The following is a 24,585-nucleotide window of genomic DNA, read 5'->3' as shown; positions in this document are numbered from 1 at the left end:
CTGACGGGTGCTCAGGTGGCCGCGCTGGAACAGCCGGTGCCGCACGCGCGGGGCGAGCGGGGCGAGCGGGTACGGCTGGAACCTGGTGGCGGTCGTGATCTGCGCGGACAACAACGCGCTCTACGAGTACCTCACCGAGCGGATCGGCGCGCTCGCGGCGGTGCGGCAGGTCGAGGTGGTGCCGGTGCTCCGCACGGTGAAGCGGGCCGGGATGCTGATGGACGGCTACCGCCTGGTGGACCCGCCGGGCCGGGTGGCGGCCCAGCGGGCGTAGCTCCGCCGGGTCAGCGGTTGGTGATGCGGACCTGGTGGATGTTGACGGGGAGGTTGGGGTAGCCGTCGCCGGGGTTGTTCTGGTCGTCCTCGCCGCCGGCGGCGATCTTCTGGAGGACGTCGAGGCCGGCGGTGACGCGGCCGAAGGGGGTGTAGGCCGGAGGGAGCTTGGTGTCCTTCCAGACGAAGAAGAACTGGCTGCCGTTGGTGTTGGGCCCGGCGTTGGCCATCGCGACGGTGCCGGCCGGGTAGGTGGCGCCGGTGAGGTTCTCGTCGGGGAAGGAGTAGCCGGGGCCGCCGCTGCCGGTGCCGGTGGGGTCGCCGCACTGGAGGACGTAGATCCCCTTGGTGGTGAGGCGGTGGCAGTGGCTGCGGTTGAAGTAGCCGTGCTCGGCCAGGAACCGGAAGGAGAAGGTCGTGCACGGGGCCTTGTCGGTCAGCGCCTGGAAGGTGACCGCGCCCTGACTGGTCCTCAGTGTGGCGTGGTACGGCTTGGCGGCCTTGGCGGCGTCGAAGACCGGTATGCCCTTGAAGTTGTCGACGGGTGTGGCCGGTGTGTAGGTGCAGGTGGCAGCGGGGGCGGGGGCGGGGGTGGGGGCTGCGGAGGCTTCCCCCGTGGTCAGGCCCAGTGGCAGGACGGTCGTGGCGGCGAGCAGCAGTGCCCAGTGCTTGCGCTTCATGCGGGTTCCCTCCCGGGGTGGTCGCCATGGCTGTTGGCATGGCGTACTCACTGATGCCCCGCCGCGCGCCCGGTATGCGTTGGGCCTGTGGGGCGACAGAAGGCTTGCGGGAGAGCGGAGTTGCCCGGTGAGCCCAAGCCCGATGGTCGGGTCGGCCCGACGCCACGGGGGAGTGAACACGAAGACCGCACTACTCGGGCAGGCAGCGGGGTCTCGGGTGGGGCGGTCGAGTTGGCGGCTCAGACGGTGCCGAACTCGCCGTTTGCCGTGGCGTGGGTGAAGGCTGCCCAGGCTTCGGGAGTGACGTGGAGGCGGGGTCCGTCGGGGTCCTTGGAGTCGCGGACGGTGCCGGGGTGGGCGTCGTCCACCTCGATGCAGTTCCCGCCGTTGCTGCTGCTGTAGGTGCTCTTGCGCCACGCCTCGGGAGCGTTGTGGGTGCCAGTCATGAGTCCAGTCCCTTGCTGTTCGGAGGGCGGTGACGGGGTCTCGGGTCGGTGGCTCAGACGGTGCCGAACTCGCCGTTTGCCGTGGCGTGGGTGAAGGCTGCCCAGGCTTCGGGGGTGAAGTGGAGGCGGGGGCCGTCGGGGTCCTTGGAGTCGCGGACGGTGCCGGGACGTGCGTCGTCCACCTCGATGCAGTTCCCGCCGTTGTCGCCACTGTAGGTGCTCTTGCGCCAAGCCTCGGGAGCGCTGGGGGTGCTGGTCATGAGTTCAGTTCCTTCATGGTGTGCGCGATCAAGTCGATTGACCTGGAAGGGGACAGAGCTGCTGCACTGAGAAGATCATAGGCGCGAGCAGCGGCCTTCACGTCTGACGGATCGGCGAGGATCTGACCCTGAATGAAGCCGTCCGCGTAGACCACATCGGGCCCCTCGTCCAGAGTGAGAGCGGCGAACGGCCCTGATACACCAGCGTGGCCGCCAGCTTCGTAAGGAATGATCTGGATGACCGTTCGCGGATTGTCGGCAGCAGTCAGCAGACGCTCCAACTGCTCACGCATGGTGGCCGGACCCCCGACCGGGCGGCGGAGGACGTTCTCATCGAGGACCATCCACAGTTCAGGGGGACTTTCGCGAGCCAGGATCCGCTGTCGCTCCAGTCGTGCGGCGACCGACTCCTCCACCCGCTCTCGGTCCAGTCGACCGGCGGTGAACACCGCGCGCGCGTACTGCTCCGTCTGGAGAAGGCCGGGAACTGCTTGGGCTTCAAACGACCTGATGGCCGTAGCCGCCTCCTCCAGCTCGACGAACGGCCGGAACCAGGTCGGATAGGCGAACTTGATGACGAGCGGCCACAGGCGCTGGAAGTGCCGGTCCGTGCCGAAGACTTCGTCCGCGACCTCGGACAGCTCTTTGCTGGGCAGGCGCTTCGCGGCCTCGATCTTGTTGAGCAGCGACGGCGCCATGTGTGCCCGGCGCGCGAGTTCACGCTGTGTGATGTTCGACTTCTCGCGCAGACGCCTCAACTCTGTTGCGTAGAAGGCGAGCACGGACGATGTCGGATCGAGGTCGTCTGCCGCAGCCATCCGGGGACCCCCAGAGGTTGAAACCTGGTGAAGTCAACCTTCACCCTCTAGCAAGGGCAGCGCCAGAGCGCAACGATTGAATCACAGAAAGTGATGAAGGGCACAGTCCCCTCTTCGATCGGAGCCCCGCCATGCCTGCTGTGTCCCATCCGCCACCGAGGCCCCGGCCGCCGCACCGCCGTTCACTGATGCAGCGTCTGGTGTCCGCGCGACAGGCGGAGGCGATGGCCGCCGAGGCGGAGTTGGCCGAGGCGCTGAGGCTGGCGGGGATCGTGCTGCCGTCGCTGGCGACGGACCAGCGGTCGGGGCTGTTCACCGGCCTCTTCCTGGTGGATCTGGGTGGCGCCCGGGCGGACGTGGTCGAGCGGCTGGCGGAGGTCGTACGGCGCGGCGTGGAGGCCGAGTTGGCCGATCGGAAGGCCGGGTCCGGATGAGCGGGGAGGGGCCTCCGGACTGTCCCGGGGCGGGATGCGGGCTGCCGGTCGGGTGGGACGGTCTGCCGGACGGTGACGGCGTGCGGTGCTGGCGGTGCGCCTGCGGCTGGTTCGGTTACACGCTGCCGCCGGAGTATGCGGCGCGGCATCCGGAGGAGGGGGCCGTGCAGGCGGTCGGGCGGCTGGCGAAGAGGCGGCCCGAACGCGCCTCGGCGGCAAGCGAGTTGCCGTCGCCGACCCGGCCGGTTCTCACGCCGGAGGAGCACACCGACTGCGCTTTGCTCCCGGAGGAGTACGCCCGGCGGGCGAGCCTGCTGCAACGGGTCCGACATGCCAACCTGCTGACCTGATAAGGGAGTTCGATCATGGCATCGTCCCGCACGGGAGACGGGCCGCATTCGGCGGTCCGGTTCGCCGCAGCACTGCTAGCGCTGGCCGCCGCCGGTGGGCTCGCCACCCTGACGGCAATGGCGGTGGACGGCTCGCGGCGCGGCCTGCGGGCCATGGTCGGCCTGCTGGTGTGGGCGCTGCCGGCCATGGCGGCCGTCGTCGGCTACGGGGTGTGGGCCGACCCCGGACGGTACGAGCGGCACGAACACCGGGGCTGAGGCGCCGCCCATAGATCTCCCGCCGTCGCGGCCGCATGTGAGCGGCCCGCGCGGGCGGGTGCCGACCCCTGCCGCCTGGCGGTGGCAGGGCCGCCCCGGCCGGCCCGTACTCCCCCGAAGAGGCCGGCCGGGGCATCCACGACAAGGGAGTTGGAAGCATTGGTTGACGAGGTCCCGGTCTCGCGTCCGGTCCGGATCGCGCTGGACGTCTGCGAGGCGGCGGCCAGGGCGCGCAGCGAATCGCGGTTGGCCATGGATGCGCTCCTGGAGGCGGCCGTCAGGGCGGCTGTGGCAGCCGGTGCGCCGCCGAAGGCGATCGGCGAACGCATCCGCACATCGGCCCGGGGCGGGGATGCGCCGTCGGACCGGCCGAAGCGCGGCCTCTTCGTCGAGGCCGATCCCGTACCGGCCGCCACTGCGCCCGCAGGCTGCCACGAACCGGCTCTGCCGGCGCGAGTTGGGTGTGAAGCGGCACGGCCTGCCGCCCTCGCGCCGGTGCCGCGAGATCGCCCGGGCGATCGGCGCCGCCCTCGGTCGCAGACCGTGGCTGGCCCAACGGGAGAACGGCTGGCGCATCTACTGCCGCTACCAGGGGGAGCCACTCGACGGGCCGGCCACGGATGCCGTCAACCACGCCATCCGTGGCACGCGTTGGGGCAGCCGCTGCTCGATCAGCGCGACGACCGTACGCCTCACCGTCTGGGTCGACTTGCCCGCAGACGAAGAACCCCTGCCCTGGTTGGCATCCAGTCGGGGCCGATAGATCAGCCAGGAGCATTCGCCGCGCGTTTGGGGGCACGGTTCAGGGTTGTGCGTGTGGGGCGGCGCGCGGTGCGTCTGGTGGTGCTCGGGCGCTGGCGCAGACAGCCGTGCGCCCTGTGGCGGTTGGCGTGCAACGGTGTCCAGGCGTAGCCGAGTGTCGGCGTGCCGTAAAGGGGGAAAGAGGTCTGCAACTCTCCGTAGCCATGGAGGTGTCGCATGTATCTCTCTGTAGTGAAATCGGCGATGGCGGCAGGAATGCTGCTGGGCGGAGCGGCCCCGGCCCCGGCCCCGGCCCCGGCCTCGCTCGACGTTGCTGTGTCGAATTCGGACCTTGCCGTGGTGCGGCTCGATCCCGATCCGGTCAAGCCCGGTGGAAAGACGACCGTGCACGCCTTCGTGGCCAACCTTGGGCCCGACCGCACAGCCTCGCCGTTCAGCGTGATCGTCGTGCTCCCATGGCCGGCCAAGGCCGAGGGTCCGTACTTCCCCACCAGCTGCCAGCCGATTGCCGCGGGTTCCGCTGTGGTCTGCACGTTCCCTGCCGGTCTCTCAACCTTGAGGACGGCCACCGCGTTGATACCCGCGCGAGTCCCGCTCGGCACGCTCTCTCCTCAGACGCTGATCGGGGGCATGATCATGGTCGTCAGTGCCGATGACCAGAACCAGGCGAACAACATCACGGCCTACAGCATGCGGGTGGCCGGGTAGCCGCACAACCCGATCGTCCAGGGTTGTGCCCGGCGCCGGTACCTCGGGCATGGCCCTGCCGCAGCTCCTCGCAGCCCGCACCGGCGAGCCTCTGAGAAACGCGCGTACGGACGCGGAGGTTCTCTGTGCCACAGGCTCGTCTGTCGGCTCGGAAGCAAGGGCTCGTTTCGAAGACGTCAGGTCGCATACCGCAGCGGACTGCGCCGATTTCAATCGAGGCAGAACTTCGATACTTCGATGGAGGTAGAACATGGCGAAGGTGACGCAGGACTACTTGTCCCCTGCGCATGTGACGCACGGGAACGAGCTCGCGGCCACGCTGTCGGTCCACTCCGACGTCCCGCTGACGGTGCAGACGCTGACAGTCGCGGTCCGTGACCCGTACGGGCACAAGCTGGACTTCGCCGGCGCGGACAATGTGCAGATCACGCCGACCGGGTACACCCTGACCACGTCCTCGCAGTTGCTCTACGCCGGAACGTACACGGTCTTCGGAACGTACCTGGCGGACGGTGTGTGGCACAACCTGCCGTCATCAAGCCTGGTCGTCGCAACGGCCACAGGGGGCGGCACCGGCCCCACTGCCACCAGGAGCCTGGTGTGGGCCGACCACTTCGACCACCCGCTCAACCCGAACAGGTGGAACAGCAGCACCACCAGCGCCTACCGGTACGGGACCCACCACCCGGACGACGACAAGCTGGACTGGATCAACCCGGCCAACGTGTCGGTCGCGGGCACGGCTTTGACCTTCACTGCCCGGCTTGGCGGAAAGACCCTGGAGAACGGCAAGCAGGCATGGGATACCGGCCTGATCACAACCGAGGGGACCAGGGAGGCGTTCCAACTCCGGACAGGTGACTACCTCGAGGCCTTGGTGCAGATGCCGGACGTGATCGGCGCCTGGCCCGCACTATGGACCTGGCGCAACGGCGACAACGAGGTCGACACCTTCGAGTACCACCCGGACAACCCGAACCTGCTGGAATTCAGCAACCACGTCCGCAGCGGAGTGAACTTCTACAGCAACGCGCTCGCCGTGGCCCCCCTGAACTGGGTGACCCTGGGCACGCTGTACGGCACCGACTCGGTGGACTGGTACGTCAACGGCAGCAAGGTGTACTCCGACAACACCGGCGTACCGTCCACCTGGACGGCATTCCTCATCCTCAACCTGTCCGTGGCCGCGGGCGCGTTCCACCAGGATCCCCTACCTCCCGGCCCGATCACCTTCCTCGTCGACTACATCCGCGTGTGGCGCTGAGAGCGCCCGCTCCCTGCGCCGGCCCGGGCGCCCAAGGCGTCGGACAGGACCGGGTGAAGACCCACCCGCGCCCGCAACGACCCGGCCATCCGCCCAAAGGAGGGCAAGACATGACGACAGTGATTCAGGACTACATAGGCCCGACACACGCGATCGCCGGGCAACCGATTGCAGCTGTGCTCAAGGTCTTCGCCGACGGAGAGTTTACCGCCGAGGCCCTGACCGTAGCCGTTCGCGACAGCGCCGGCGGACAGCTCGACTTCCCCAGCATCGCCAACGTGCAGATCAATCAAGCCGGCTACCGGCTCACCACCGCCAAACAGAGCTTCCTCCCCGGCATCTACACGATCTTCGGCGCCTACCAACTCAACGGTGTATGGCGCAACCTTCCCTCGGCCAGCATGACCATCAGCACTCCCTGACCGCGACTGTCCGGCGAACGAAGAGGCCGGCGCGGGCGGCGAGCAGGCCGTCCACGCCGCCCCAGCGGCGGCAGATGGTGGCCTTGTGGACCGGAGCGGGTGGCGATGGCGTCCGCGGTGAGCTGGTCGTAGGGCTTCTCGGTCACCTCGGCGAGGGTGGCGGCAACCCCGCCCGGCCGATCCGGCGCCGCTTCGCCGAGGAGGACGTCGACCGGTTGCTGCGCGCCGCCTGGTCGCACTGGCCGGTCGAGCTCGTCACCGAGCACCTGCGCGCCATCATGTCCGGCACTCCGGCGGAGATCGAGGAAGTCGCCCGGCGGAACGGTCTGTCGGCGCAGGCAGGAGGCGAGGCCCGATGACGGATCCCCGGCTGACCGCGGACACCGTCGAGGGCCCCGCCGGACGGATCGCCGTGGTGGACCACGGCGGCGACGGTCCCGACGTCCTGCTGCTGCACGGGGCCACCCGGACACTGCTGGACTGGGAGGCTGTACGGCCGCACCTGCCCGGACTGCGCCTGGTGGCCATGGACCTGCGCGGGCACGGCCGTTCCGACACCCCGGCGGACGGGGACTACGGCTGGGCCGGGCAGCCGGCCGATGCGGGGCACATGCTGCATCTGGAACGGCCTGGGGTGGTCGCCGGGTTGATCCGCGCCTTCGTGTCGGCGTAGAGCTCTTTGCCGTGGCGCCGGCCACGTACCACCCGGGGGCGCGGGGCTCTGAAAGGACCTGAGCCCCGCGCCCCTGAGGAGACCTGAAGAGCAACGGGTCACTCGAAGGCGGCGGCGGCCTCCCGGAGGGCCTTGGCCACGGTCTCGGGGTCGTAGGGTGCGGGGTCGCCCGGGGTGTAGGTGACGGAGTGCAGGGTGCCGGTGTACGGGAAGGTGCGGTGGCGCTCGTAGAGCGGCCAGGAGACCGGGGACTTGCGGTCGATGCCGACGCTGATGCCCTGGAGGGGGGCCATGCCGATGAGCTGGTGGACCGGGCCGAGGCCGCCGGTCTCGATGCCGTCGACCAGCAGGCGGAACTCCCACTTGAGGTCGGCGACGGCGGTGGCCCGGAGGGTGATGGTGCGGGGGCCGGGGGCGATGGGGCCGGCGCTCGCGATGTGGAGGTCGCCGTACTCGTTGTAGGCGAGGTGGAGTCGGCCGTCCTCGATGTAGAGGCTGTAGCCGCCGCCCTGGTCGCCGTGGGAGACCAGCACGCCCTGGCTGTCGGGAGCGTGCTCGGTCAGCCTGACCTCGATGTCGAAGGAGCGGAAGGAGATCAGCCGGGAGGACCGGTAGCGCTCCAGCTCGGGGGTGCCTGCCAGCAGGGTCAGCGGGCGGCGCAGCCTGGCCTCGTCGGGGTTGCGCAGCGCCGTCGCCCCGCTGCCGTCGGGGAGCGGGAAGACCCCGTTGCGCCAGGCTGCGGCCTCCCAGGCTTCGGCCAGTTCCCTGACGATCCCGGGGTGTTCCCGCGACAGGTTGTGGATCTCGGTCGGGTCGGTGCTCAGGTCGTACAGCGCCCACTCGCTGTCGTCGTACGGCGCGTTGAGGCGGTGCAGGGTGACCAGCTTCCAGCCCTCGCGGTAGTAGCTGCGGTTGCCGCTCGTCTCGCAGTACTGCTCGGGGTGGGTGGAGGCGGAGCCCTGGTCGCGCAGGACGGAGGTGAAGGTGACCCCGTCGAGCTCCTGGACCGGGCGGCCGTTGCGCTCCGGGGGGCGTTCGACGCCCGCGAGTTCGAGCAGGGTGGGGGTGAGGTCGGTGACGTACTGGTACTGCCGGCGGATGCCGTTGTCCGTCTCGGCGCGCGGCAGTCCGGCGGGCCAGGAGAGGATGAACGGGACGCGGACGCCGCCCGCGTAGGTCTGGCCCTTGTAGAAGCGGAACGGGGTGTTGGAGGCCATGCCCCAGCCGCGCGGGTAGTGGACCAGGCTCTGCGGGGTGCCGATCAGGTCGATCTCGCGTTCGACGTCGGGGGTCCAGTCGTCCGGCAGGTTCGGGTGCTGGACGAGGCGGCTGAAGTAGCTGCGGGTGCCCTCGGGGCCGCCCTCGCCGGTGCCGCCGTTGTCGGAGGTGAACACGATGACGGTGTTGTCGAGTTCGCCGAGGGCTTCGAGCGTGGCGGTGAGCCGTCCGAGGTTCTGGTCGACGTTGTCGACCATCGCCGCGTACACCTCCATGTAGCGGGCGTACAGCTTCTTCCGGACGTCGGTGAGTGTGCTCCAGGGCCCGACGTCGTAGGCCAGCTCCCAGTTGCGCGGCGGGAGTTCGGTGTCGGCCGGGAAGAGGCCGCTGGTGATCTGGCGGGTGAAGCGGTCCTCGCGCAGGCAGTCCCAGCCGCCGTCGTAGCGGCCCCGGTGCCGGGCCAGGTCCTCCGGTTTGGCCTGGAGCGGGCCGTGCACCGCGTTGTGGGCCAGGTAGAGGAAGAACGGCTTGTCCTGGTCGTGGGCTCGCAGCGACTTCACCATGCTGATCGCCTGGTCGGTGATGTCGTCGGTGTAGTAGTAGCCGTCCGGGAACTCGTCGATGGCCAACGGGCTGTTGTCGCGGACGAGCTGGTGCGGGTGGAAGAGGCTGGTGAGCCCTTCGAGTACGCCGTAGTACTGGTCGAAGCCCTTCTGCAGCGGCCAGTTGCGGCGGCCGTCGGCGGCGTTGGAAGCGGATTCCCTGGTCAGGTGCCATTTGCCGACGGCGTACGTGGCGTACCCGCTGTCGTGCAGCAGCTCGGCCAGGGTGGGGATGTCCCCGGCCACCTCCATGCCGTAACCCGGGAAGCCGGGGTCGGAGTCGGCCACCGTCGAGTAGCCGACCCGGTGCGGGTTGAGGCCGGTGAGCAGTGCGGCGCGGGCCGGGGAGCAGAGCGGCACGGTGTGGTAGTTGGCGAGCCGCACTCCGCGCTCGGCGATGGCGTCCAGGGTCGGGGTGGGGATCTCCGAGCCGAACGGGCCGATGTCGCTGTAGCCCATGTCGTCGATCAGCACGACGACGATGTTGGGTGCCTTGGCGGGTGCACGGTTCGGCGTCGGCCAGGCGGGCTCGGACTCGCGGAAGGTGCGGCCGATGGTACCGGTGAAGCCCTCGTAGGGGTCGCGGCGGTGCGGGGTGCTCATGCGGTGCTGCTCCGGGTGGTGGGTCGGCTGGTGTGGAGTCGGGGCGCGGTGGCCGACGAAGGGCTGGTGCAGTCGGGCCGGAGACCGCCTCCGTGGCTTAGTTAATTTCGAAGCGGAAGTAATCGCGGCCGCGGGCGGGCCGGGATCAGGGGGGGCGGCAGCAGGGGCGCGAAGATCGGCCCGGATGCGGCGGACGAGAGAGCGGGTGCCCTATGAGGTCAGGGCGAGGGGTCGCGAGTGGTCAGCGACAGCACTGCAGCGGCCGGGTGTCACAGATCGCGCTGGCGAGCCGACAGAGGTCGACATGCCTGCGGGCGACGAGCCGGGCGGAGGGAGGCATGCCGACAGGTTGTCAGACCGGTTCGGGCGGGTCAATCGTGTCTCAAAACGGCGTCCGAGCACGGCTCGGGGCCTGCTCGGTGGACTGGACCACTGGGGTGTCGGCGGGTGGCGTCGGTCCGGCCCGAGGAGTCTGCCGACCAAAAAGCTGTTGATCACATATGCAGCCCTGCGCAACGATGTCTCCCCGCCACCGCAGATCCGTCCGACGGCGTACGGGCCTCCGGCCCGCCCACCCCGGAGGGACCACCGTATGCGCACCGTTTCACCGACCGTCCGCGATCTGCCCGTGCTCGCGGTGGCCGTGGTCTGGGGCTCCAGCTTCCTGGTGGTCAAGCAACTGGCGACGCCGCAGACCGTGCTCCCGGTCCTGGTGCTGCGCTTCGCCCTGGTGCTGCCGCTGCTCGGCCTCTTCGCGCTCCGGGCGCTGCGCGGGCTCACCGTACGCGAATGGCTGGGCGGGGCCGCGCTCGGCGGGATCCTCGGCGCGATCTTCCTGCTGGAGACGTACGGCGCGGTGCACACCTCGGCGACCAACGCCGGGCTGATCGTGAGTCTCACCATGGTGCTCACGCCGCTCGCCGAGAGCGCCGTCCGCAGGACCGCGCTGCCCGGGGCCTTCCTCGCGGCGGCCGTCCTCTCGGTCCTCGGTGTCGCGCTGCTGACCGGCGGGGGCGGCTTTCGGACACCGAGCACGGGGGATCTGCTGATCCTGGGTTCGGCGCTGGTCCGTACCGTCCATGTGCTCACCATGTCCCGCACCAAGGCCATCGCGGCGACCGACTCGCTGGCGCTCACCTGGGTGCAACTCGCCTCCGCCACCGTGGTGTTCTTTGCCGCCTCACCCTTTGCCGGGCCGTCCCCGCTCGCCGTGGCGGCGGCCTTCGGCCCCGTGCAGTGGGTGTACCTGCTGCATCTGTCGCTGCTCTGCACGCTGTTCGCCTTCTTCGTGCAGATGTGGGCGGTGCGCGCCACCTCGCCCTCGCGGGTCAGCCTGCTGCTCGGCACCGAGCCCCTCTGGGCCGCCGTCTTCGGTATCGCGCTCGGCGGCGACCGGCTCACGCCCCTCGCCGTACTCGGCGGACTGCTGGTGCTGGTGGGAACCGAATGGGGCCGCCGGGCCGCCGACCGCTGACCGCCGGGCCGGGCCGTCGACGACGTGCCGTCCCGCGCCTCGGCGCGGGGCGGCACGTCGTGCGCTTGTGAACAAAGGGTCAAGCGGGGGCCCGGAGTTGTCCACTCTGGAGAGTGAGCCCCTCTATCACGTCAACGTGAAGCCATGAAATTTGCGATGGCCGCAGCATCATTGATATAGGCAGAAGCCGCTGACCAGTCGCTTCGCGAGAAATTGCGACGGAATGTGGTCATTTGCCTTCGTTGGGTTGATGAAGCGTGGCTTGATCGCCTTGGCGGTCGTTTGTCAGGTGGCGTAGATCACAAAGATCGTCGGGAACTGCGTGTCGCAGATCACAAGCCGACGGGCATAAGATGCGCTCGATCCAGCCTTTGTGAACTGTCTCACATGGGGCAGATCTCAAGGAGTGGATCACGGGTTCACCGCAGTGTGACCCGTCGGTTCCGATCTGCAGTCAAGGACGACTGGACGGAGGGAGCGGAGGCTATGAATGCCTACGCGCCGATCCTCGTACTCGGTGCCATCGCGGCGGCGTTCGCGGTCGGTTCCGTCGTGATGGCCTCGCTCACCGGCCCGAAGCGTTACAACCGGGCCAAGTTGGAGGCGTACGAGTGCGGCATCGAACCGACCCCGCAGCCGGTGGGCGGCGGCCGGTTCCCGATCAAGTACTACCTGACGGCGATGCTCTTCATCGTCTTCGACATCGAGATCGTCTTCCTCTACCCGTGGGCGGTCAGTTTCGACGCCCTGGGGATCTTCGGGCTGGTCGAGATGCTCCTGTTCATCGCCACCGTCTTCGTCGCGTACGCCTACGTCTGGCGGCGCGGCGGTCTGGAGTGGGACTGAGCGGCCCTTTGTGAACGGGCGGACAAGCCACCGGACTTGAGGTATTGAGAGGGATCTGATGGGTATCGAGGAGAAGCTGCCGAGCGGCTTTCTGCTCACCACCGTGGAGACGGCGGCGGGGTGGGTGCGCAAGGCCTCGCTCTTCCCGGCCACCTTCGGGCTGGCCTGCTGCGCGATCGAGATGATGACCACCGGGGCGGGCCGCTACGACCTGGCCAGGTTCGGCATGGAGGTCTTCCGGGGCTCGCCCCGGCAGGCCGACCTCATGATCGTGGCAGGCAGGGTGAGCCAGAAGATGGCCCCGGTGCTGCGCCAGGTGTACGACCAGATGGCCAACCCGAAGTGGGTCATCTCGATGGGCGTCTGCGCCTCCTCGGGGGGGATGTTCAACAACTACGCGATCGTCCAGGGCGTGGACCACATCGTCCCCGTGGACATCTACCTGCCGGGCTGTCCGCCCCGCCCGGAGATGCTGTTGGACGCGATCCTCAAGCTGCACGAGAAGATCCAGCACGAGAAGCTCGGCGTGAACAAGCGCCGCGCCCAGGAGCTGGCCGAGGAACTCGCCCTGCACGCCACCCCGACCAGTGAGATGGGGGGGCTGCTGCGATGAGCGACCAGCCGAACGGGAGCGCCGCCCCCGGGGGTGCCGTTCCCGAGGGAGCCGTTCCCGCCACCCGTACCGAGCTCCCGGTCGAGGTGATCGGCAGGCGCCGGGGCATGTTCGGCGCAGCGGACTCCGGCGACACCTCGGGGTTCGGCGGCCTGACGGCCCCGATCGTCCTGCCCGGCCCGAGCAGCCGCCCGTACGGGCACGGCTTCGACGAGGTGGCCGACGAGTTCGAGGGCGCCCTGGAGGAGCAGGGGCTCGATGTGTCGGACGTGATCGAGAAGACCGTCGTCGACCGGGGCGAACTGACCTTCCACATCGCCCGCGAGCACCTGCTGGCGGCCGTCCGGACGCTGCGCGACGATCCGGCGCTGCGCTACGAACTCTGCCTCGGCGTCAGCGGAGTGCACTACCCGCACGACGCCGGCCGCGAGCTGCACGCGGTGTACCAGCTGCGCTCGATCACCCACGGCCGGCTGCTGCGGCTGGAGGTCGACGCGCCGGACGCCGACCCGCGCATCCCGTCCGTGGTCAGCGTCTACCCGACCAACGACTGGCACGAGCGCGAGGTGTACGACTTCTTCGGCCTGGTCTTCGAGGGGCACCCGGCGCTGACCCGGATCATGATGCCGGACGACTGGCTGGGCCACCCGCAGCGCAAGGACTACCCGCTCGGCGGCATCCCCGTCGAGTACAAGGGCGCCCAGATCCCGGCGCCCGACCAGCGGAGGTCGTACAGCTGATGCCCACTGAATTCGAGAACGCGACCGAGTACCGGCGGGCGGGCGAGCGAGAGACCACCGAGGGCCGGGTCTTCACCGTCACCGGCGGCGACTGGGGCGAGGTGGTCGAGGCCGTCGCCCGCGCCGACGACGAGCGCATCATCGTCAACATGGGTCCACAACACCCTTCCACCCACGGGGTGTTGCGGCTGATCCTGGAGATCGACGGCGAGACGGTGAAGGAGGCCCGCTGCGGAATCGGCTACCTGCACACCGGCATCGAGAAGAACATGGAGTTCCGCAACTGGGTCCAGGGCACCACCTTTGTGACCCGGATGGACTACCTGACCCCGCTCTTCAACGAGACCGCGTACTGCCTGGCCGTCGAGAAGCTGCTCGGCATCACCGGTGACATCCCCGAACGGGCCAATGTCATCCGGGTGTTGATGATGGAGCTCAACCGGATCTCCTCGCACATGGTGTGCCTGGCCACCGGCGGTATGGAGATCGGCTCGACCACCCTGATGATCTACGGCTTCCGGGACCGCGAAGTCGTGCTCGACATCTTCGAGTTGGTCACCGGACTGCGGATGAACCACGCGTACGTCCGCCCCGGGGGAGTGGCCCAGGACCTGCCGCCCGGCGCCGTCGACCAGATCCGCGAGGCGGTCAGGCTGCTGCGCTCGCGGATGCACGAGTACGACAAACTCGCCACCGGCAACCCGGTGTTCAAGGCCCGCCTGGTGGACGTCGGCTTCCTCGACCTGCCGGGGTGCCTCGCCCTCGGCGCCACCGGACCGATCCTGCGCGCCACCGGCCTGCCGCACGACCTGCGCAAGTCCGACCCCTACTGCGGGTACGAGAACTACGACTTCGAGGTGGCGATCGCCGAGAGCGCCGACTCCTTCGGGCGGTTCCTGATCCGTCTCGAGGAGATGAAGCAGTCGCTGCGGATCGTCGAGCAGTGCCTGGACCGGCTCAAGCCCGGGCCGGTCATGGTCGCCGACAGGAAGATCGCCTGGCCCGCCCAACTGGCCGTCGGCCCGGACGGGATTGGCAACTCGCTCGACCACATCCGGAAGATCATGGGCACCTCGATGGAGGCCCTGATCCACCACTTCAAGCTGGTGACCGAGGGGTTCCGGGTCCCGGTCGGGCAGGCGTACGCGGCGGTCGAGTCGCCCAAGGGCGAGCTCGGGGTGCACGTGGTCAGCGACGGCGGGACGCGGCCCTACCGCGTCCACTTCCGCGACCCCTCGTTCACCAATCTGCAGTCGATGGCGGCGATGTGCGAGGGCGGCCAGGTCGCCGACGTCATCGTCGCGGTGGCCGGGATCGACCCGGTGATGGGAGGCGTGGACCGGTGAGCCCCATTTCTCAGGACAAAGGCGTGGACCTGGGCCTGCCGGCGCTGCCGGCCAGGCCGTACCCGCCGGAGGTGCACGACAGGCTGGCGGCGGACGCGCGCGAGCTGATCGGCCGCTACCCCGTCGCGCGCTCCGCCCTGCTGCCGCTGCTGCACCTGGTGCAGGCCGAGGAGGGCTATGTCAGCCCGACCGGAATCCGGTTCTGCGCCGAGCAGTTGGAGCTCACCACCGCCGAGGTCACCGCCGTCGCCACCTTCTACACCATGTACCGGCGCAGGCCCGCGGGGACGTACCACGTGGGGGTGTGCACCAACACGCTCTGCGCGGTGCTCGGCGGCGACCAGATCTTCGCCGAGCTCAAGGAGCACCTCGGGATCGAGAACAACGAGACCACCGAGGACGGCGAGATCTCCATCGAGCACATCGAGTGCAACGCGGCCTGCGACTACGCGCCCGTGGTGATGGTCAACTGGGAGTTCTTCGACAACCAGACTCCCGAGAGCGCACGGCAGTTGGTGGACCAGCTGCGCCAGGGCCGCGAGGTGGAGCCCACCCGGGGCGCGCGGCTGTGCAGCTTCAAGGAGACCGCGCGAATCCTGGCCGGTTTTCCCGACGAGCGGCCGGGCGCGGTGGACGCCTCGGGCGCGGGCGGTGCCCCCTCGCTGGCCGGGCTCCGGCTCGCCAAGGGCGAGACGCTGCCGGGTACGTCAGGCACCAAGGTGGTCTCCCCCCGGCATGAAGGGACGGAAGAGTGATGACCTCCGCCGAGCCGGCCGAGAAGCTGCTCTCGCCGGTACTCTCCGCCTCCTGGGACGACAACCGCCCCTGGACTCTCGCCACCTACCGCCGCCACGACGGCTACAAGGGCCTGCAGACCGCGCTCGCCATGCCGCCGGACGACGTGATCGCCCTGGTCAAGGAGTCCGGACTGCGCGGACGCGGCGGCGCGGGCTTCCCGACCGGGATGAAGTGGCAGTTCATCCCGCAGAACGACGGCAAACCGCACTACCTGGTGGTCAACGCCGACGAGTCCGAGCCGGGAACCTGCAAGGACATCCCGCTGCTCTTCGCCAACCCGCACTCGCTGATCGAAGGCATGATCATCGCCTCGTACGCGATCCGCTGCGACCACGCCTTCATCTATCTGCGGGGCGAGGTCGTCCCCGTGCTGCGCCGCCTGCACGCGGCCGTCGCGGAGGCATACCAGGCCGGGTACCTCGGCAAGAACATCCTCGGCTCGGGCATCGACCTGGACATCACCGTCCACGCGGGCGCCGGGGCGTACATCTGCGGCGAGGAGACGGCGCTGCTCGACTCGCTGGAGGGCCTGCGCGGCCAGCCGCGACTGCGGCCGCCGTTCCCGGCGATCGCCGGTCTCTACGCCTGCCCGACGGTGGTCAACAACGTGGAGTCGATCGCCTCCGTGCCGCCGATCCTGGCGCGCGGCAAGGAGTGGTTCAAGGCGCTGGGCACCGAGAAGTCCCCCGGCTTCACCCTGTACTCGCTCTCCGGCCACGTCACCAACCCGGGGCAGTACGAGGCGCCGCTGGGCGTCACCCTGCGCCAGCTGCTGGACGTCAGCGGCGGCATCCGGGCCGGGCACCGGCTCAAGTTCTGGACGCCGGGCGGCTCTTCGACCCCGATGTTCACCGACGAGCACCTGGACGTCCCGCTCGACTACGAGGGCGTCGGCGCAGCGGGCTCGATGCTCGGCACCAAGGCGCTGCAGATCTTCGACGAGACCACCTGCGTGGTCCGCGCGGTCACCCGCTGGACGGAGTTCTACGCGCACGAGTCCTGCGGCAAGTGCACACCGTGCCGCGAAGGCACCTACTGGCTGGTCCAGTTGCTCAGGCGGATCGAGGCCGGGCAGGGCGTCGACGGCGACCTGGAGAAGCTGCTGGACATCGCCGACAACATCAACGGCAAGTCCTTCTGCGCCCTCGGCGACGGCGCGGCCAGTCCGATCGTCTCCTCGCTCCAGTACTTCCGCGCCGAGTACGAGCAGCACCTCGCCGAGCGGCGCTGCCCCTTCGACCCGGCGGCCGCCACCGTCTGGGCCGACCGGCCCAACGCCCACCCGTCCGCCACCGAGAGGGAGGTGCACGCGTGACCGTCACAGCCGGGACGACCAGCGGCTCCGCCACGGGGACAGCCCCCGACCTCGTCACGCTCACCATCGACGGCGTCGAAGTCCAGGTCCCCAAGGGGACGCTGGTGATCCGCGCCGCCGAGCAGATCGGTACCCAGATCCCGCGCTTCTGCGACCACCCGCTGCTGGAGCCGGCCGGTGCCTGCCGTCAGTGCATCGTGGAGGTCGAGGGCCAGCGCAAGCCGGTCGCCTCGTGCACCATCCCGGTCGCCGAGGGCATGGTGGTGCGGACGCAGGTCAGCTCGCCGGTCGCCGAGAAGGCGCAGCGCGGCGTGATGGAGCTGCTGCTGATCAACCACCCGCTGGACTGCCCGGTCTGCGACAAGGGCGGCGAGTGCCCGCTGCAGAACCAGGCGATGTCCAACGGCCAGGCGGAGTCCCGCTTCGAGGGCATGAAGCGCACCTACGCGAAGCCGATCCCGCTCAGCAGCCAGGTGCTGCTGGACCGGGAGCGCTGCGTGCTGTGCGCCCGCTGCACCCGCTTCTCGCAGCAGATCGCCGGTGACCCGTTCATCGAGCTGCTGGAGCGCGGTGCGCTGGAGCAGGTCGGTACGGGGGAGGGGGACGAGTTCGAGTCGTACTTCTCCGGCAACACCATCCAGATCTGCCCGGTCGGTGCGCTGACCTCGGCGGCTTATCGTTTCCGCTCCCGGCCGTTCGACCTGGTCTCCTCGCCGAGCGTCTGCGAGCACTGCTCCGCCGGCTGCGCGCAGCGCACCGACCACCGCAGGGGCAAGGTGCTGCGCCGCCTGGCGGCCGACGACCCCGAGGTGAACCAGGAGTGGAACTGCGACAAGGGCCGCTTCGCCTTCCGCTACGCACAGCTGCGCGACCGGCTCGGCACTCCGCTGGTGCGCGACGCGGACGGTGAACTCGTGCCCGCCAGTTGGCCGGAGGCGCTCGCCCGGGCCGCCGAGGGCCTGCGCGGCGCCTCCGCGACCCGTGGCGGAGCCGCCGATATCGCGGTCCTGGCCGGTGGCCGGGTGACGGTCGAAGACGCTTACGGCTACGCCAAGTTCGCCCGCGTGGTGCTCGGTACCAACGACGTGGACTTCCGCTCCCGCCCGCACAGCGGTGAGGAGTCGGACTTCCTGGCGGCAGCGGTCGCCGGCCGTGGTGTCGACCTGGACGGAACGGGTGTCTCGTACACCGCACTTGAGGCCGCGCCCGCCGTGCTGCTGGTCGGTTTCGAGGCCGAGGAGGAGTCCCCGATCGTCTTCCTTCGGCTGCGGAAGGCCAATCGGGCCAAGGGACTTCAGGTCTTCTCCATCGCCTCGCACGCCTCCCGGGGCCTGGGCAAGCTGCGCGGTGCGCTGCTGCCCGCCGCGCCGGGCACCGAGGCCGAGTGGCTGGCCGCGCTGGCCGGGGACGCGGTACTCGCGGACGATGCGGGCCGCGCCGCCGACGCGCTGCGCAGCCCCGGCGCGGTGATCATGGCCGGCGAGCGGCTGGCCGCCGTCCCCGGCGGGCTGACCGCCGCGCTGCGGCTCGCCAAGGCGACCGGTGCCCAGCTGGTCTGGGTGCCGCGCCGGGCGGGGGAGCGGGGTGCGGTCGAGGCGGGTGCGCTGCCCGGGCTGCTGCCCGGCGGCCGACCGGTGTCCGTAGCGGCCGCCCGCGCCGAGGCCGCCGCCGTCTGGGGCCTGGCCGAACTCCCGGCCCGGCTCGGCCGGGACACCGACCAGATCCTGGCCGCCGCCGCACGCGGCGATCTGGACGCGCTGGTGGTCGGCGGTGTCGGCCTGGACGACCTGGCCGACCCGGCGCTCGCCGAGGAGGCGCTGGCCCGGGTGCCGTTCGTGGTCTCGCTGGAGCTGCGTCCGTCCGCCGTCACCGAGCGGGCCGATGTGGTGCTGCCGGTCGCCGCCGTGGCCGAGAAGGCCGGAACCTTCCTGGACTGGGAGGGCCGGGTGCGGATGTTCGAGGCCGCGCTCAAGCCCGACCAGCTGATGCGGCGTCAGCAGTACTCGGACGTACGGGTACTGAACATGCTCGCGGATGCGCTCGGCCGCCCGCTGGGTCTGCCGGACGTCCACGCGGCCCGGCTGGAGCTGGACCGCTTCGCGCCGTGGACGGGCGACCGTCCGGCCGCTCCCGCCGCGCACCCGGCCCCGCTGCCCCGCCCGGCCACCGGGCAGGCGGTCCTCGCCGGGCACCGGCTGCTGCTGGACAACGGCACCCTCCAGCAGGGCGACGAGCACCTGGCCGGCACCCGGCACCCGGCCGTGGTCCGGATCTCGGCGGCCACCGCCGAGGAGATCGGCGCCCGCAGGGCCGTACGGGTCACCGGCCCGGCCGGTTCGCTGGTCCTGCCGCTGGCGGTCACCGAGGGCATGCCCGAGCGGACGGTCTGGCTGCCGCTCAACTCCACTCCGGGCGGCGTCCATCGCTCGCTCGGCACCACGGTCGGCCACCTGGTCACCATCGCCGCAGCCGATTCGGCGGAGCTGACCGTCCCGGCCGACCCGGCAGTCCTCGCGGAGGAGTCATGCTGAATCTCGGAGAGAGGCAGCGCCTCGTTTCCGCCTACGAGACCCTCGGTTTCTTCGGCCACGACCCGTGGTGGCTGGTGCTGCTGAAGGCGGTGTTCTGCTTCGCCTTCCTGGTGCTCACCGTGCTGATCGCGATCGTCTGGGAGCGCAAGGTCGTCGCCTGGATGCAGCTGCGGATCGGCCCGAACCGGCACGGCCCGTGGGGCATGCTCCAGTCGCTGGCCGACGGCATCAAGCTGGCGCTGAAGGAGGACCTGGTCGTCACCGGCGCCGACAAGGTGGTCTACGTCCTGGCCCCGATCGTCAGCGCGATCCCGGCCTTCATGGCCTTCGCGGTGATCCCCTTCGGCCCGGCCGACAACCAGGTGTCGATCTTCGGGACCCGTACCCCGCTCCAGCTGACGGACCTGCCGATCGCCCTGCTCTACATCCTGGCGGTGGCCTCGGTCGGCATCTACGGGATCGTGCTGGCGGGCTGGTCCTCGGGCTCGACCTACCCGCTGCTCGGCGGCCTGCGTTCGGCCGCGCAGATGGTCAGCTACGAGATCGCGATGGGCCTGTCCTTCGCGGCGGTGTTCATCTACTCGGGCTCGATGTCCACCTCGGAGATCGTCGCCTCGCAGCAGCCGACCTGGTTCGCGGTGCTGCTGCCGGTCTCGTTCATCGTCTACATCATCGCGATGGTGGGCGAGACCAACCGGGCGCCCTTCGACCTCCCGGAGGCCGAGGGCGAGCTGGTCGGCGGCTTCAACACCGAGTACTCCTCGCTGAAGTTCGCGATGTTCATGCTGGCGGAGTACGTCAACATGGTCACCGTCTCCGCCGTCGCCTCCACGCTCTTCCTGGGCGGCTGGCGGGCTCCGTGGCCGGTCTCCACCTTCTGGGCCGGGGCCAACCACGGCTGGTGGCCGATGCTGTGGATCGTCATCAAGATCCAGCTGCTGCTCTTCTTCTTCATCTGGCTGCGCGGCACCCTGCCCAGGCTCCGCTACGACCAGTTCATGAAGCTCGGCTGGAAGGTGCTGCTCCCGGTCTCGCTGGTCTGGCTGGTGATGGTGGCCAGCGTCCGGGCGCTGCGCAACGAGGGCTACGGCTTCGGCCAGGTGGTGCTCTACGTCGGTGCGCCGATCGCGGCGATCCTGCTGCTGGTGCTGCTCCGGGACGTCCTCCGGCGCACGCCGGAGCCCGAAGAGTCCGAGCCTGCGGGGGAGTTCGACCCGATGGCCGGCGGCTACCCCGTCCCGCCGCTGCCCGGTCAGGAGCTGCCGGCCGTACCGCGCCGGCGCAGCCGGGCCCCGAAACTCCAGGACGCCCTCAACGGGCCCGACCATTCCGAAGGGAGCTGAACCGGGATGTCGGACGAGAAGACCACTGGGTCTGATTCAACGGCCAGGCCGTCGATCCTCGGCCCGGCCGCAGGCTTCGGCGTGACCTTCAAGGCCATGTTCAAGAAGCGGCTGACCGAGCAGTACCCGGAGCAGAAGAAGCCCACCGCGCCGCGCTTCCACGGCCGCCACCAGCTGAACCGGCACCCGGACGGCCTGGAGAAGTGCGTCGGCTGCGAACTCTGCGCCTGGGCCTGCCCGGCCGACGCGATCTACGTCGAGGGCGCGGACAACCGGGACGAGGAGCGCTACTCGCCCGGTGAGCGCTACGGCGCGGTGTACCAGATCAACTACGCCCGCTGCATCCTCTGCGGGCTGTGCATCGAGGCGTGCCCCACCCGGGCGCTCACCATGACCAACGAGTACGAGCTGGCGGACAGTTCTCGCGCCGATCTGATCTTCACCAAGGAGCAGCTGCTGGTGGGGCTGACCGAGGGCATGGTCGACACCCCGCACGCGATCTACCCCGGCGCCGACGAGGGTGCCTACTACCGGGGCGAGATCACCGCCGCCGCGCCCGGCACCGAACAGCAGGAGCGCACGGCCAGGGACAAGGAGGCGCAGTCATGACCTCCAGCGGAGAGGCCGTCCAGTTCTGGATCCTGGCCGTGATCGCGGTCGGCGGCGCGCTCGGCATGCTGCTGATGCGCAAGGCCGTGCACAGCGCGCTCTGCCTGGCGGCGACCATGCTGGCCCTAGCGGTCTGCTACCTGGCGCAGGGCGCGGTGTTCCTCGGCGTGGTGCAGATCGTCGTCTACACCGGCGCGATCATGATGCTCTTCCTCTTCGTGGTGATGCTGGTCGGTGTCACCACGGCGGACTCGCTCAAGGAGCAGTTGAAGGGCCAGCGGATCGCCGCCGTGTTCTGCGGCCTCGGCTTCGGCGTCCTGCTGATCGCGGGCATCGCCAACGCCAGGCTGAGCCACTTCACCGGACTGGCCGAGGCCAACGCCGAGGGCAATGCGCAGGGGCTGGCGCGGCTGATCTTCACCAAGTACGTCTGGGCCTTCGAGCTCACCGGCGCCCTGCTGATCACCGCCGCGATCGGCGCCATGGTGCTGACCCACCGCGAGCATGTGAAGACCCCGAGGACCCAGCGCGAACTGGCCGCCCAGCGGGTCAAGGACAACATCCAGCTGCCGCCGCTGCCCGCCCCCGGCGTGTACGCCCGGCACAACGCGGTGGACGTCCCCGGCCTGCTGCCGGACGGCACCGTCGCCGAGGACTCCGTGATGGCCACCCTGCGCGAGCGCGGCCAGATCCGCGACGTCAGCCCCCAGATGATCCGGCGGATGGCCGAGCTGGAGTCCACCACCGCCGACTGGCTGGGCCGCCCGCCCTCCGCGCGGCCGCCGGTGACCGGTCCGCGCAAGGCGCTGGAGACCGTACCGAAGAAGGCTGCACCCCGGCAGGCAGCACCGAAGCAGGAGGAGGACGAGGCGTGAATCCCGTCAACTACCTCTATCTCGCCGCCCTGTTGTTCACCATCGGTGCGTCCGGTGTGCTGATCAGGCGGAACGCGATCGTGCTGTTCATGTGTGTGGAGCTGATGCTCAACGCGTCGAATCTGGCCCTGGTCACCTTCTCCCGGATGCACGGCAACCTGGACGGCCAGATCATCGCCTTCTTCACCATGGTGGTCGCGGCGGCCGAGGTCGTGGTCGGCCTCGCGATCATCGTGAGCATCTTCCGGACCAGGCACTCCGCTTCGGTCGACGACAGCAACCTGATGAAGCTGTAGGCGGAGGGCCACAGGTGAACTCTCTTATCCCGCTGCTGGTCGCGGCTCCGCTCGCCGGTGCTGCCCTGCTGCTGCTCGGCGGGCGAAGGCTCGACCGTTCCGGGCCCTGGCTCGGCACGCTGGCAGCCGCGCTCTCCTTCGCCTTCGGACTGGCACTGTTCCTGGACATGCTGGGCCGCTCGGGGGAGGAACGCGCGCTCCACCAGCGCCTGTTCAGCTGGATCCCGGTGAACGGCTTCCAGGCCGACGTCTCCTTCCAGCTCGACCAACTGTCCATCGTCTTCGTCCTGTTGATCACCGGTGTCGGCACGCTGATCCACCTCTACTCGGTGGGCTACATGGCCCACGACGAGCGCCGCCGCCGCTTCTTCGGTTACCTCAACCTCTTCCTGGCCGCCATGCTGCTGCTGGTACTGGCCGACAACTACCTGCTGCTGTACGTCGGCTGGGAGGGCGTGGGCCTCGCCTCGTACCTGCTGATCGGTTTCTGGCAGCACAAGCCGAGCGCCGCGACGGCCGCCAAGAAGGCGTTCATCGTCAACCGGGTCGGCGACATGGGCCTGTCCATCGCGATCATGCTGATGTTCACCGAGTTCGGCAGTTTCGCCTTCGGTCCCATCCTCGGCTCGGAAGGCACGGCCGGGGGAGCCCAGCAGGCGGGCGAGGGCAAGCTGACGGCGATCGGCCTGCTGCTGCTGCTGGCGGCCTGCGGCAAGTCGGCCCAGGTGCCGCTGCAGTCCTGGCTCGGGGACGCGATGGAGGGCCCGACCCCGGTCTCGGCCCTGATCCACGCGGCCACCATGGTGACCGCCGGGGTCTACCTGATCACCAGGTCGGGAGCCATCTTCAACCTCGCCCCCGACGCCCAGACCGCCGTGGTGGCGGTCGGCGCGGTCACGCTGCTCTTCGGTGCGATCGTCGGTTGCGCCAAGGACGACATCAAGAAGGCGCTGGCCGGCTCCACCATGTCGCAGATCGGCTACATGGTGCTGGCGGCGGGCCTCGGCCCGATCGGATACGCCTTCGCGATCATGCACCTGGTGACGCACGGCTTCTTCAAGGCCGGGCTCTTCCTCGGCGCCGGTTCGGTCATGCACGGCATGGACGACGAGGTGAACATGCGTCACTACGGGGCCCTGCGCAAGTACATGCCGGTCACCTTCGTGACCTTCGGCCTCGGCTACCTGGCGATCATCGGATTCCCCGGCCTGTCCGGCTTCTTCTCCAAGGACAAGATCATCGAGGCGGCCTTCGCCAGGGGCGGCACCGAGGGCTGGATCCTCGGCCTCTGCGCCCTGACCGGTGCGGCCGTCACCGCGTTCTACATGACCCGGGTGATGCTCCTGACCTTCTTCGGCGAGAAGCGCTGGCAGCCCGACCCGGAGACCGGCGAGGAGCCGCACCCCCACGAGTCCCCGTCCACCATGACCGTGCCGATGATCGTCCTCGCCATCGGCTCCGTCTTCGCCGGCGGGCTCTTCACCCTCAACAGCTCCTTCCTCAAGTGGCTGGAGCCCGTCACCGGCCACGCCGAGGGCAACTCGCCGCTCCAGCCGCTCACCGTCACCCTGCTCACCACCGTGTGCATGCTGGCGGGCGTCGGCCTCGCGTACCTGATGTACGGGCGCTCGCCCGTCCCGGTCACCCCGCCGGTCGGCTCGCCGCTCACCCGGGCGGCCCGCCGCGACCTGCTCCAGGACGACTTCAACCACGCCGTCCTGGTCCGCCCCGGCTCCGGGCTCACCGCCTCGCTGGTCTACCTGGACAGCAAGGGTCTCGACGGCTTCGTCAACGGCCTGGCCGCCACCATCGGCGGCATCTCCGGACGGCTGCGCCGGATCCAGACCGGGTTCGCGCGCTCGTACGCGCTCTCGATGTTCGGCGGCGCGCTGCTGCTGGCCGCCACCACTCTCCTGATGAGGTCGGTCTGATGACTGTGACTCGCCCACTCGCCTCCTCCGGGCGCTCCAATCCGGCGCCGACACTCGTCGCTCCCGCGCTCCCTCCTTCGCCGGTCGCTTCCTCGCT

At 69.7% G+C, this 24,585-nt stretch carries 28 protein-coding genes; 22 read left to right on the top strand and 6 right to left on the bottom strand.

Annotation, left to right across the window (positions count from 1 at the left end; genetic code table 11):
* Positions 1 to 7 precede the first annotated feature (7 nt).
* Positions 8 to 274 carry a hypothetical protein gene (locus tag P3T39_RS15520; protein ID WP_280698384.1) on the top strand — a complete coding sequence of 89 codons (267 nt, stop codon included), beginning with the start codon at positions 8 to 10 and terminating at the stop codon, positions 272 to 274.
* A gap of 10 nt (positions 275 to 284) precedes the next feature.
* Here the strand turns inward: P3T39_RS15520 and P3T39_RS15515 are convergent, their stop codons facing one another.
* The 4 genes from P3T39_RS15515 to P3T39_RS15500 all read right to left on the bottom strand — a co-directional run bounded on the left by P3T39_RS15515 (position 285) and on the right by P3T39_RS15500 (position 2,477).
* Positions 285 to 953 carry a peptidylprolyl isomerase gene (locus tag P3T39_RS15515; protein WP_280698156.1) on the bottom strand — a complete coding sequence of 223 codons (669 nt, stop codon included), beginning with the start codon at positions 951 to 953 and terminating at the stop codon, positions 285 to 287.
* Positions 954 to 1,192: 239 nt separating this feature from the next.
* Positions 1,193 to 1,399 carry a DUF397 domain-containing protein gene (locus P3T39_RS15510; protein ID WP_280698155.1) on the bottom strand — a complete coding sequence of 69 codons (207 nt, stop codon included), beginning with the start codon at positions 1,397 to 1,399 and terminating at the stop codon, positions 1,193 to 1,195.
* 53 nt (positions 1,400 to 1,452) lie between these two features.
* Complete coding sequence (locus P3T39_RS15505) at positions 1,453 to 1,659, bottom strand: DUF397 domain-containing protein (protein ID WP_280698154.1); 207 nt, start codon at positions 1,657 to 1,659, stop codon at positions 1,453 to 1,455.
* Positions 1,656 to 2,477 (bottom strand): helix-turn-helix transcriptional regulator, encoded by an 822-nt coding sequence (locus P3T39_RS15500; RefSeq protein WP_280698153.1) that lies wholly within the window; start codon positions 2,475 to 2,477, stop codon positions 1,656 to 1,658. The genes P3T39_RS15505 and P3T39_RS15500 overlap by 4 nt, the downstream gene beginning before the upstream one ends.
* Before the next feature lie 200 nt (positions 2,478 to 2,677).
* On the opposite strand from P3T39_RS15500, the gene P3T39_RS15495 reads away from it, so the two are divergent.
* The 8 genes from P3T39_RS15495 (at position 2,678) to P3T39_RS15460 (ending at position 7,348) form a co-directional block, all read left to right on the top strand.
* Positions 2,678 to 2,911 (top strand): hypothetical protein, encoded by a 234-nt coding sequence (locus P3T39_RS15495; protein WP_280698152.1) that lies wholly within the window; start codon positions 2,678 to 2,680, stop codon positions 2,909 to 2,911.
* 164 nt (positions 2,912 to 3,075) lie between these two features.
* Positions 3,076 to 3,261 carry a hypothetical protein gene (locus P3T39_RS15490; RefSeq protein ID WP_280698151.1) on the top strand — a complete coding sequence of 62 codons (186 nt, stop codon included), beginning with the start codon at positions 3,076 to 3,078 and terminating at the stop codon, positions 3,259 to 3,261.
* Between the two features lie 15 nt (positions 3,262 to 3,276).
* Positions 3,277 to 3,519, top strand: a complete 243-nt coding sequence (locus tag P3T39_RS15485) for a hypothetical protein (protein WP_280698150.1) — start codon at positions 3,277 to 3,279, stop codon at positions 3,517 to 3,519.
* A 978-nt stretch (positions 3,520 to 4,497) separates the two neighbouring features.
* Positions 4,498 to 4,989, top strand: a complete 492-nt coding sequence (locus tag P3T39_RS15480; RefSeq protein ID WP_280698149.1) for a hypothetical protein — start codon at positions 4,498 to 4,500, stop codon at positions 4,987 to 4,989.
* Between the two features lie 250 nt (positions 4,990 to 5,239).
* Positions 5,240 to 6,253 (top strand): hypothetical protein, encoded by a 1,014-nt coding sequence (locus P3T39_RS15475; RefSeq protein WP_280698148.1) that lies wholly within the window; start codon positions 5,240 to 5,242, stop codon positions 6,251 to 6,253.
* 110 nt (positions 6,254 to 6,363) lie between these two features.
* A complete protein-coding gene (locus P3T39_RS15470) occupies positions 6,364 to 6,675 on the top strand; it encodes a hypothetical protein (RefSeq protein WP_280698147.1) in 312 nt (103 codons plus the stop codon).
* Between the two features lie 74 nt (positions 6,676 to 6,749).
* Positions 6,750 to 7,034: a hypothetical protein gene (locus tag P3T39_RS15465; RefSeq protein WP_348534347.1), complete on the top strand. Its 285-nt coding sequence runs from the start codon at positions 6,750 to 6,752 to the stop codon at positions 7,032 to 7,034.
* A complete protein-coding gene (locus tag P3T39_RS15460) occupies positions 7,031 to 7,348 on the top strand; it encodes an alpha/beta fold hydrolase (RefSeq protein WP_280698146.1) in 318 nt (105 codons plus the stop codon). The genes P3T39_RS15465 and P3T39_RS15460 overlap by 4 nt, the downstream gene beginning before the upstream one ends.
* 98 nt (positions 7,349 to 7,446) lie before the next feature.
* Here P3T39_RS15460 and P3T39_RS15455 read toward each other — a convergent pair whose 3' ends face one another.
* On the bottom strand, positions 7,447 to 9,771 hold the full coding sequence (locus tag P3T39_RS15455) for an arylsulfatase (protein WP_280698145.1): 2,325 nt from the start codon (positions 9,769 to 9,771) through the stop codon (positions 7,447 to 7,449).
* A 241-nt stretch (positions 9,772 to 10,012) separates the two neighbouring features.
* Complete coding sequence (locus P3T39_RS37560; RefSeq protein ID WP_348534346.1) at positions 10,013 to 10,111, bottom strand: putative leader peptide; 99 nt, start codon at positions 10,109 to 10,111, stop codon at positions 10,013 to 10,015.
* 252 nt (positions 10,112 to 10,363) lie between these two features.
* Between P3T39_RS37560 and P3T39_RS15450 the strand changes: the two genes are divergently transcribed.
* The 13 genes from P3T39_RS15450 (at position 10,364) to nuoL (ending at position 24,488) form a co-directional block, all read left to right on the top strand.
* Entirely contained in the window at positions 10,364 to 11,245 is an 882-nt protein-coding gene (locus P3T39_RS15450) for a DMT family transporter (RefSeq protein WP_280698144.1), read from the top strand.
* Positions 11,246 to 11,731: 486 nt separating this feature from the next.
* A complete protein-coding gene (locus P3T39_RS15445; protein WP_014137597.1) occupies positions 11,732 to 12,091 on the top strand; it encodes an NADH-quinone oxidoreductase subunit A in 360 nt (119 codons plus the stop codon).
* A gap of 58 nt (positions 12,092 to 12,149) precedes the next feature.
* Positions 12,150 to 12,704: an NADH-quinone oxidoreductase subunit B family protein gene (locus tag P3T39_RS15440; protein WP_280698143.1), complete on the top strand. Its 555-nt coding sequence runs from the start codon at positions 12,150 to 12,152 to the stop codon at positions 12,702 to 12,704.
* On the top strand, positions 12,701 to 13,444 hold the full coding sequence (locus tag P3T39_RS15435; protein WP_280698142.1) for an NADH-quinone oxidoreductase subunit C: 744 nt from the start codon (positions 12,701 to 12,703) through the stop codon (positions 13,442 to 13,444). Before P3T39_RS15440 ends, P3T39_RS15435 begins: the two co-directional genes overlap by 4 nt.
* On the top strand, positions 13,444 to 14,790 hold the full coding sequence (locus P3T39_RS15430) for an NADH-quinone oxidoreductase subunit D (RefSeq protein ID WP_280698141.1): 1,347 nt from the start codon (positions 13,444 to 13,446) through the stop codon (positions 14,788 to 14,790). Before P3T39_RS15435 ends, P3T39_RS15430 begins: the two co-directional genes overlap by 1 nt.
* On the top strand, positions 14,787 to 15,545 hold the full coding sequence (gene nuoE / locus P3T39_RS15425) for an NADH-quinone oxidoreductase subunit NuoE (protein WP_280698140.1): 759 nt from the start codon (positions 14,787 to 14,789) through the stop codon (positions 15,543 to 15,545). The genes P3T39_RS15430 and nuoE overlap by 4 nt, the downstream gene beginning before the upstream one ends.
* Complete coding sequence (gene nuoF, locus P3T39_RS15420) at positions 15,545 to 16,903, top strand: NADH-quinone oxidoreductase subunit NuoF (protein ID WP_280698139.1); 1,359 nt, start codon at positions 15,545 to 15,547, stop codon at positions 16,901 to 16,903. The genes nuoE and nuoF overlap by 1 nt, the downstream gene beginning before the upstream one ends.
* Positions 16,900 to 19,434 carry an NADH-quinone oxidoreductase subunit G gene (locus tag P3T39_RS15415; RefSeq protein WP_280698138.1) on the top strand — a complete coding sequence of 845 codons (2,535 nt, stop codon included), beginning with the start codon at positions 16,900 to 16,902 and terminating at the stop codon, positions 19,432 to 19,434. Before nuoF ends, P3T39_RS15415 begins: the two co-directional genes overlap by 4 nt.
* A complete protein-coding gene (nuoH, locus tag P3T39_RS15410) occupies positions 19,428 to 20,777 on the top strand; it encodes an NADH-quinone oxidoreductase subunit NuoH (protein ID WP_280698137.1) in 1,350 nt (449 codons plus the stop codon). Before P3T39_RS15415 ends, nuoH begins: the two co-directional genes overlap by 7 nt.
* A gap of 6 nt (positions 20,778 to 20,783) precedes the next feature.
* Positions 20,784 to 21,386 (top strand): NADH-quinone oxidoreductase subunit NuoI, encoded by a 603-nt coding sequence (gene nuoI / locus P3T39_RS15405; RefSeq protein ID WP_280698136.1) that lies wholly within the window; start codon positions 20,784 to 20,786, stop codon positions 21,384 to 21,386.
* Positions 21,383 to 22,261 (top strand): NADH-quinone oxidoreductase subunit J, encoded by an 879-nt coding sequence (locus P3T39_RS15400; protein WP_280698135.1) that lies wholly within the window; start codon positions 21,383 to 21,385, stop codon positions 22,259 to 22,261. The genes nuoI and P3T39_RS15400 overlap by 4 nt, the downstream gene beginning before the upstream one ends.
* Positions 22,258 to 22,557, top strand: coding sequence for an NADH-quinone oxidoreductase subunit NuoK (nuoK, locus tag P3T39_RS15395; RefSeq protein WP_280698134.1), 300 nt, complete (start codon positions 22,258 to 22,260; stop codon positions 22,555 to 22,557). The genes P3T39_RS15400 and nuoK overlap by 4 nt, the downstream gene beginning before the upstream one ends.
* Positions 22,558 to 22,571: 14 nt before the next feature.
* Entirely contained in the window at positions 22,572 to 24,488 is a 1,917-nt protein-coding gene (gene nuoL, locus P3T39_RS15390) for an NADH-quinone oxidoreductase subunit L (protein WP_280698133.1), read from the top strand.
* Positions 24,489 to 24,585: the final 97 nt, after the last annotated feature.

Origin of the sequence: Kitasatospora sp. GP82 (assembly GCF_029892105.1) — a bacterium.
GTDB lineage: Bacteria > Actinomycetota > Actinomycetes > Streptomycetales > Streptomycetaceae > Kitasatospora.
The sequence above is the reverse complement of the archived record's forward strand: the minus strand, read 5'-3'. Positions and strand labels throughout refer to the sequence as shown.

What these genes read in the sequence shown, in the direction of transcription:
- P3T39_RS15515 (WP_280698156.1), bottom strand. Translation starts at nt 953, where the DNA reads ATGAAGCGCAAGCACTGGGCACTGCTGCTCGCCGCCACGACCGTCCTG.
- P3T39_RS15510 (WP_280698155.1), bottom strand. Translation starts at nt 1,399, where the DNA reads ATGACTGGCACCCACAACGCTCCCGAGGCGTGGCGCAAGAGCACCTAC.
- P3T39_RS15505 (WP_280698154.1), bottom strand. Translation starts at nt 1,659, where the DNA reads ATGACCAGCACCCCCAGCGCTCCCGAGGCTTGGCGCAAGAGCACCTAC.
- P3T39_RS15500 (WP_280698153.1), bottom strand. Translation starts at nt 2,477, where the DNA reads ATGGCTGCGGCAGACGACCTCGATCCGACATCGTCCGTGCTCGCCTTC.
- P3T39_RS15485 (WP_280698150.1), top strand. Translation starts at nt 3,277, where the DNA reads ATGGCATCGTCCCGCACGGGAGACGGGCCGCATTCGGCGGTCCGGTTC.
- P3T39_RS15480 (WP_280698149.1), top strand. Translation starts at nt 4,498, where the DNA reads ATGTATCTCTCTGTAGTGAAATCGGCGATGGCGGCAGGAATGCTGCTG.
- P3T39_RS15475 (WP_280698148.1), top strand. Translation starts at nt 5,240, where the DNA reads ATGGCGAAGGTGACGCAGGACTACTTGTCCCCTGCGCATGTGACGCAC.
- P3T39_RS15470 (WP_280698147.1), top strand. Translation starts at nt 6,364, where the DNA reads ATGACGACAGTGATTCAGGACTACATAGGCCCGACACACGCGATCGCC.
- P3T39_RS15465 (WP_348534347.1), top strand. Translation starts at nt 6,750, where the DNA reads ATGGTGGCCTTGTGGACCGGAGCGGGTGGCGATGGCGTCCGCGGTGAG.
- P3T39_RS15460 (WP_280698146.1), top strand. Translation starts at nt 7,031, where the DNA reads ATGACGGATCCCCGGCTGACCGCGGACACCGTCGAGGGCCCCGCCGGA.
- P3T39_RS15455 (WP_280698145.1), bottom strand. Translation starts at nt 9,771, where the DNA reads ATGAGCACCCCGCACCGCCGCGACCCCTACGAGGGCTTCACCGGTACC.
- P3T39_RS37560 (WP_348534346.1), bottom strand. Translation starts at nt 10,111, where the DNA reads ATGCCTCCCTCCGCCCGGCTCGTCGCCCGCAGGCATGTCGACCTCTGT.
- P3T39_RS15450 (WP_280698144.1), top strand. Translation starts at nt 10,364, where the DNA reads ATGCGCACCGTTTCACCGACCGTCCGCGATCTGCCCGTGCTCGCGGTG.
- P3T39_RS15445 (WP_014137597.1), top strand. Translation starts at nt 11,732, where the DNA reads ATGAATGCCTACGCGCCGATCCTCGTACTCGGTGCCATCGCGGCGGCG.
- P3T39_RS15440 (WP_280698143.1), top strand. Translation starts at nt 12,150, where the DNA reads ATGGGTATCGAGGAGAAGCTGCCGAGCGGCTTTCTGCTCACCACCGTG.
- P3T39_RS15435 (WP_280698142.1), top strand. Translation starts at nt 12,701, where the DNA reads ATGAGCGACCAGCCGAACGGGAGCGCCGCCCCCGGGGGTGCCGTTCCC.
- P3T39_RS15430 (WP_280698141.1), top strand. Translation starts at nt 13,444, where the DNA reads ATGCCCACTGAATTCGAGAACGCGACCGAGTACCGGCGGGCGGGCGAG.
- nuoF (WP_280698139.1), top strand. Translation starts at nt 15,545, where the DNA reads ATGACCTCCGCCGAGCCGGCCGAGAAGCTGCTCTCGCCGGTACTCTCC.
- nuoH (WP_280698137.1), top strand. Translation starts at nt 19,428, where the DNA reads ATGCTGAATCTCGGAGAGAGGCAGCGCCTCGTTTCCGCCTACGAGACC.
- nuoI (WP_280698136.1), top strand. Translation starts at nt 20,784, where the DNA reads ATGTCGGACGAGAAGACCACTGGGTCTGATTCAACGGCCAGGCCGTCG.
- P3T39_RS15400 (WP_280698135.1), top strand. Translation starts at nt 21,383, where the DNA reads ATGACCTCCAGCGGAGAGGCCGTCCAGTTCTGGATCCTGGCCGTGATC.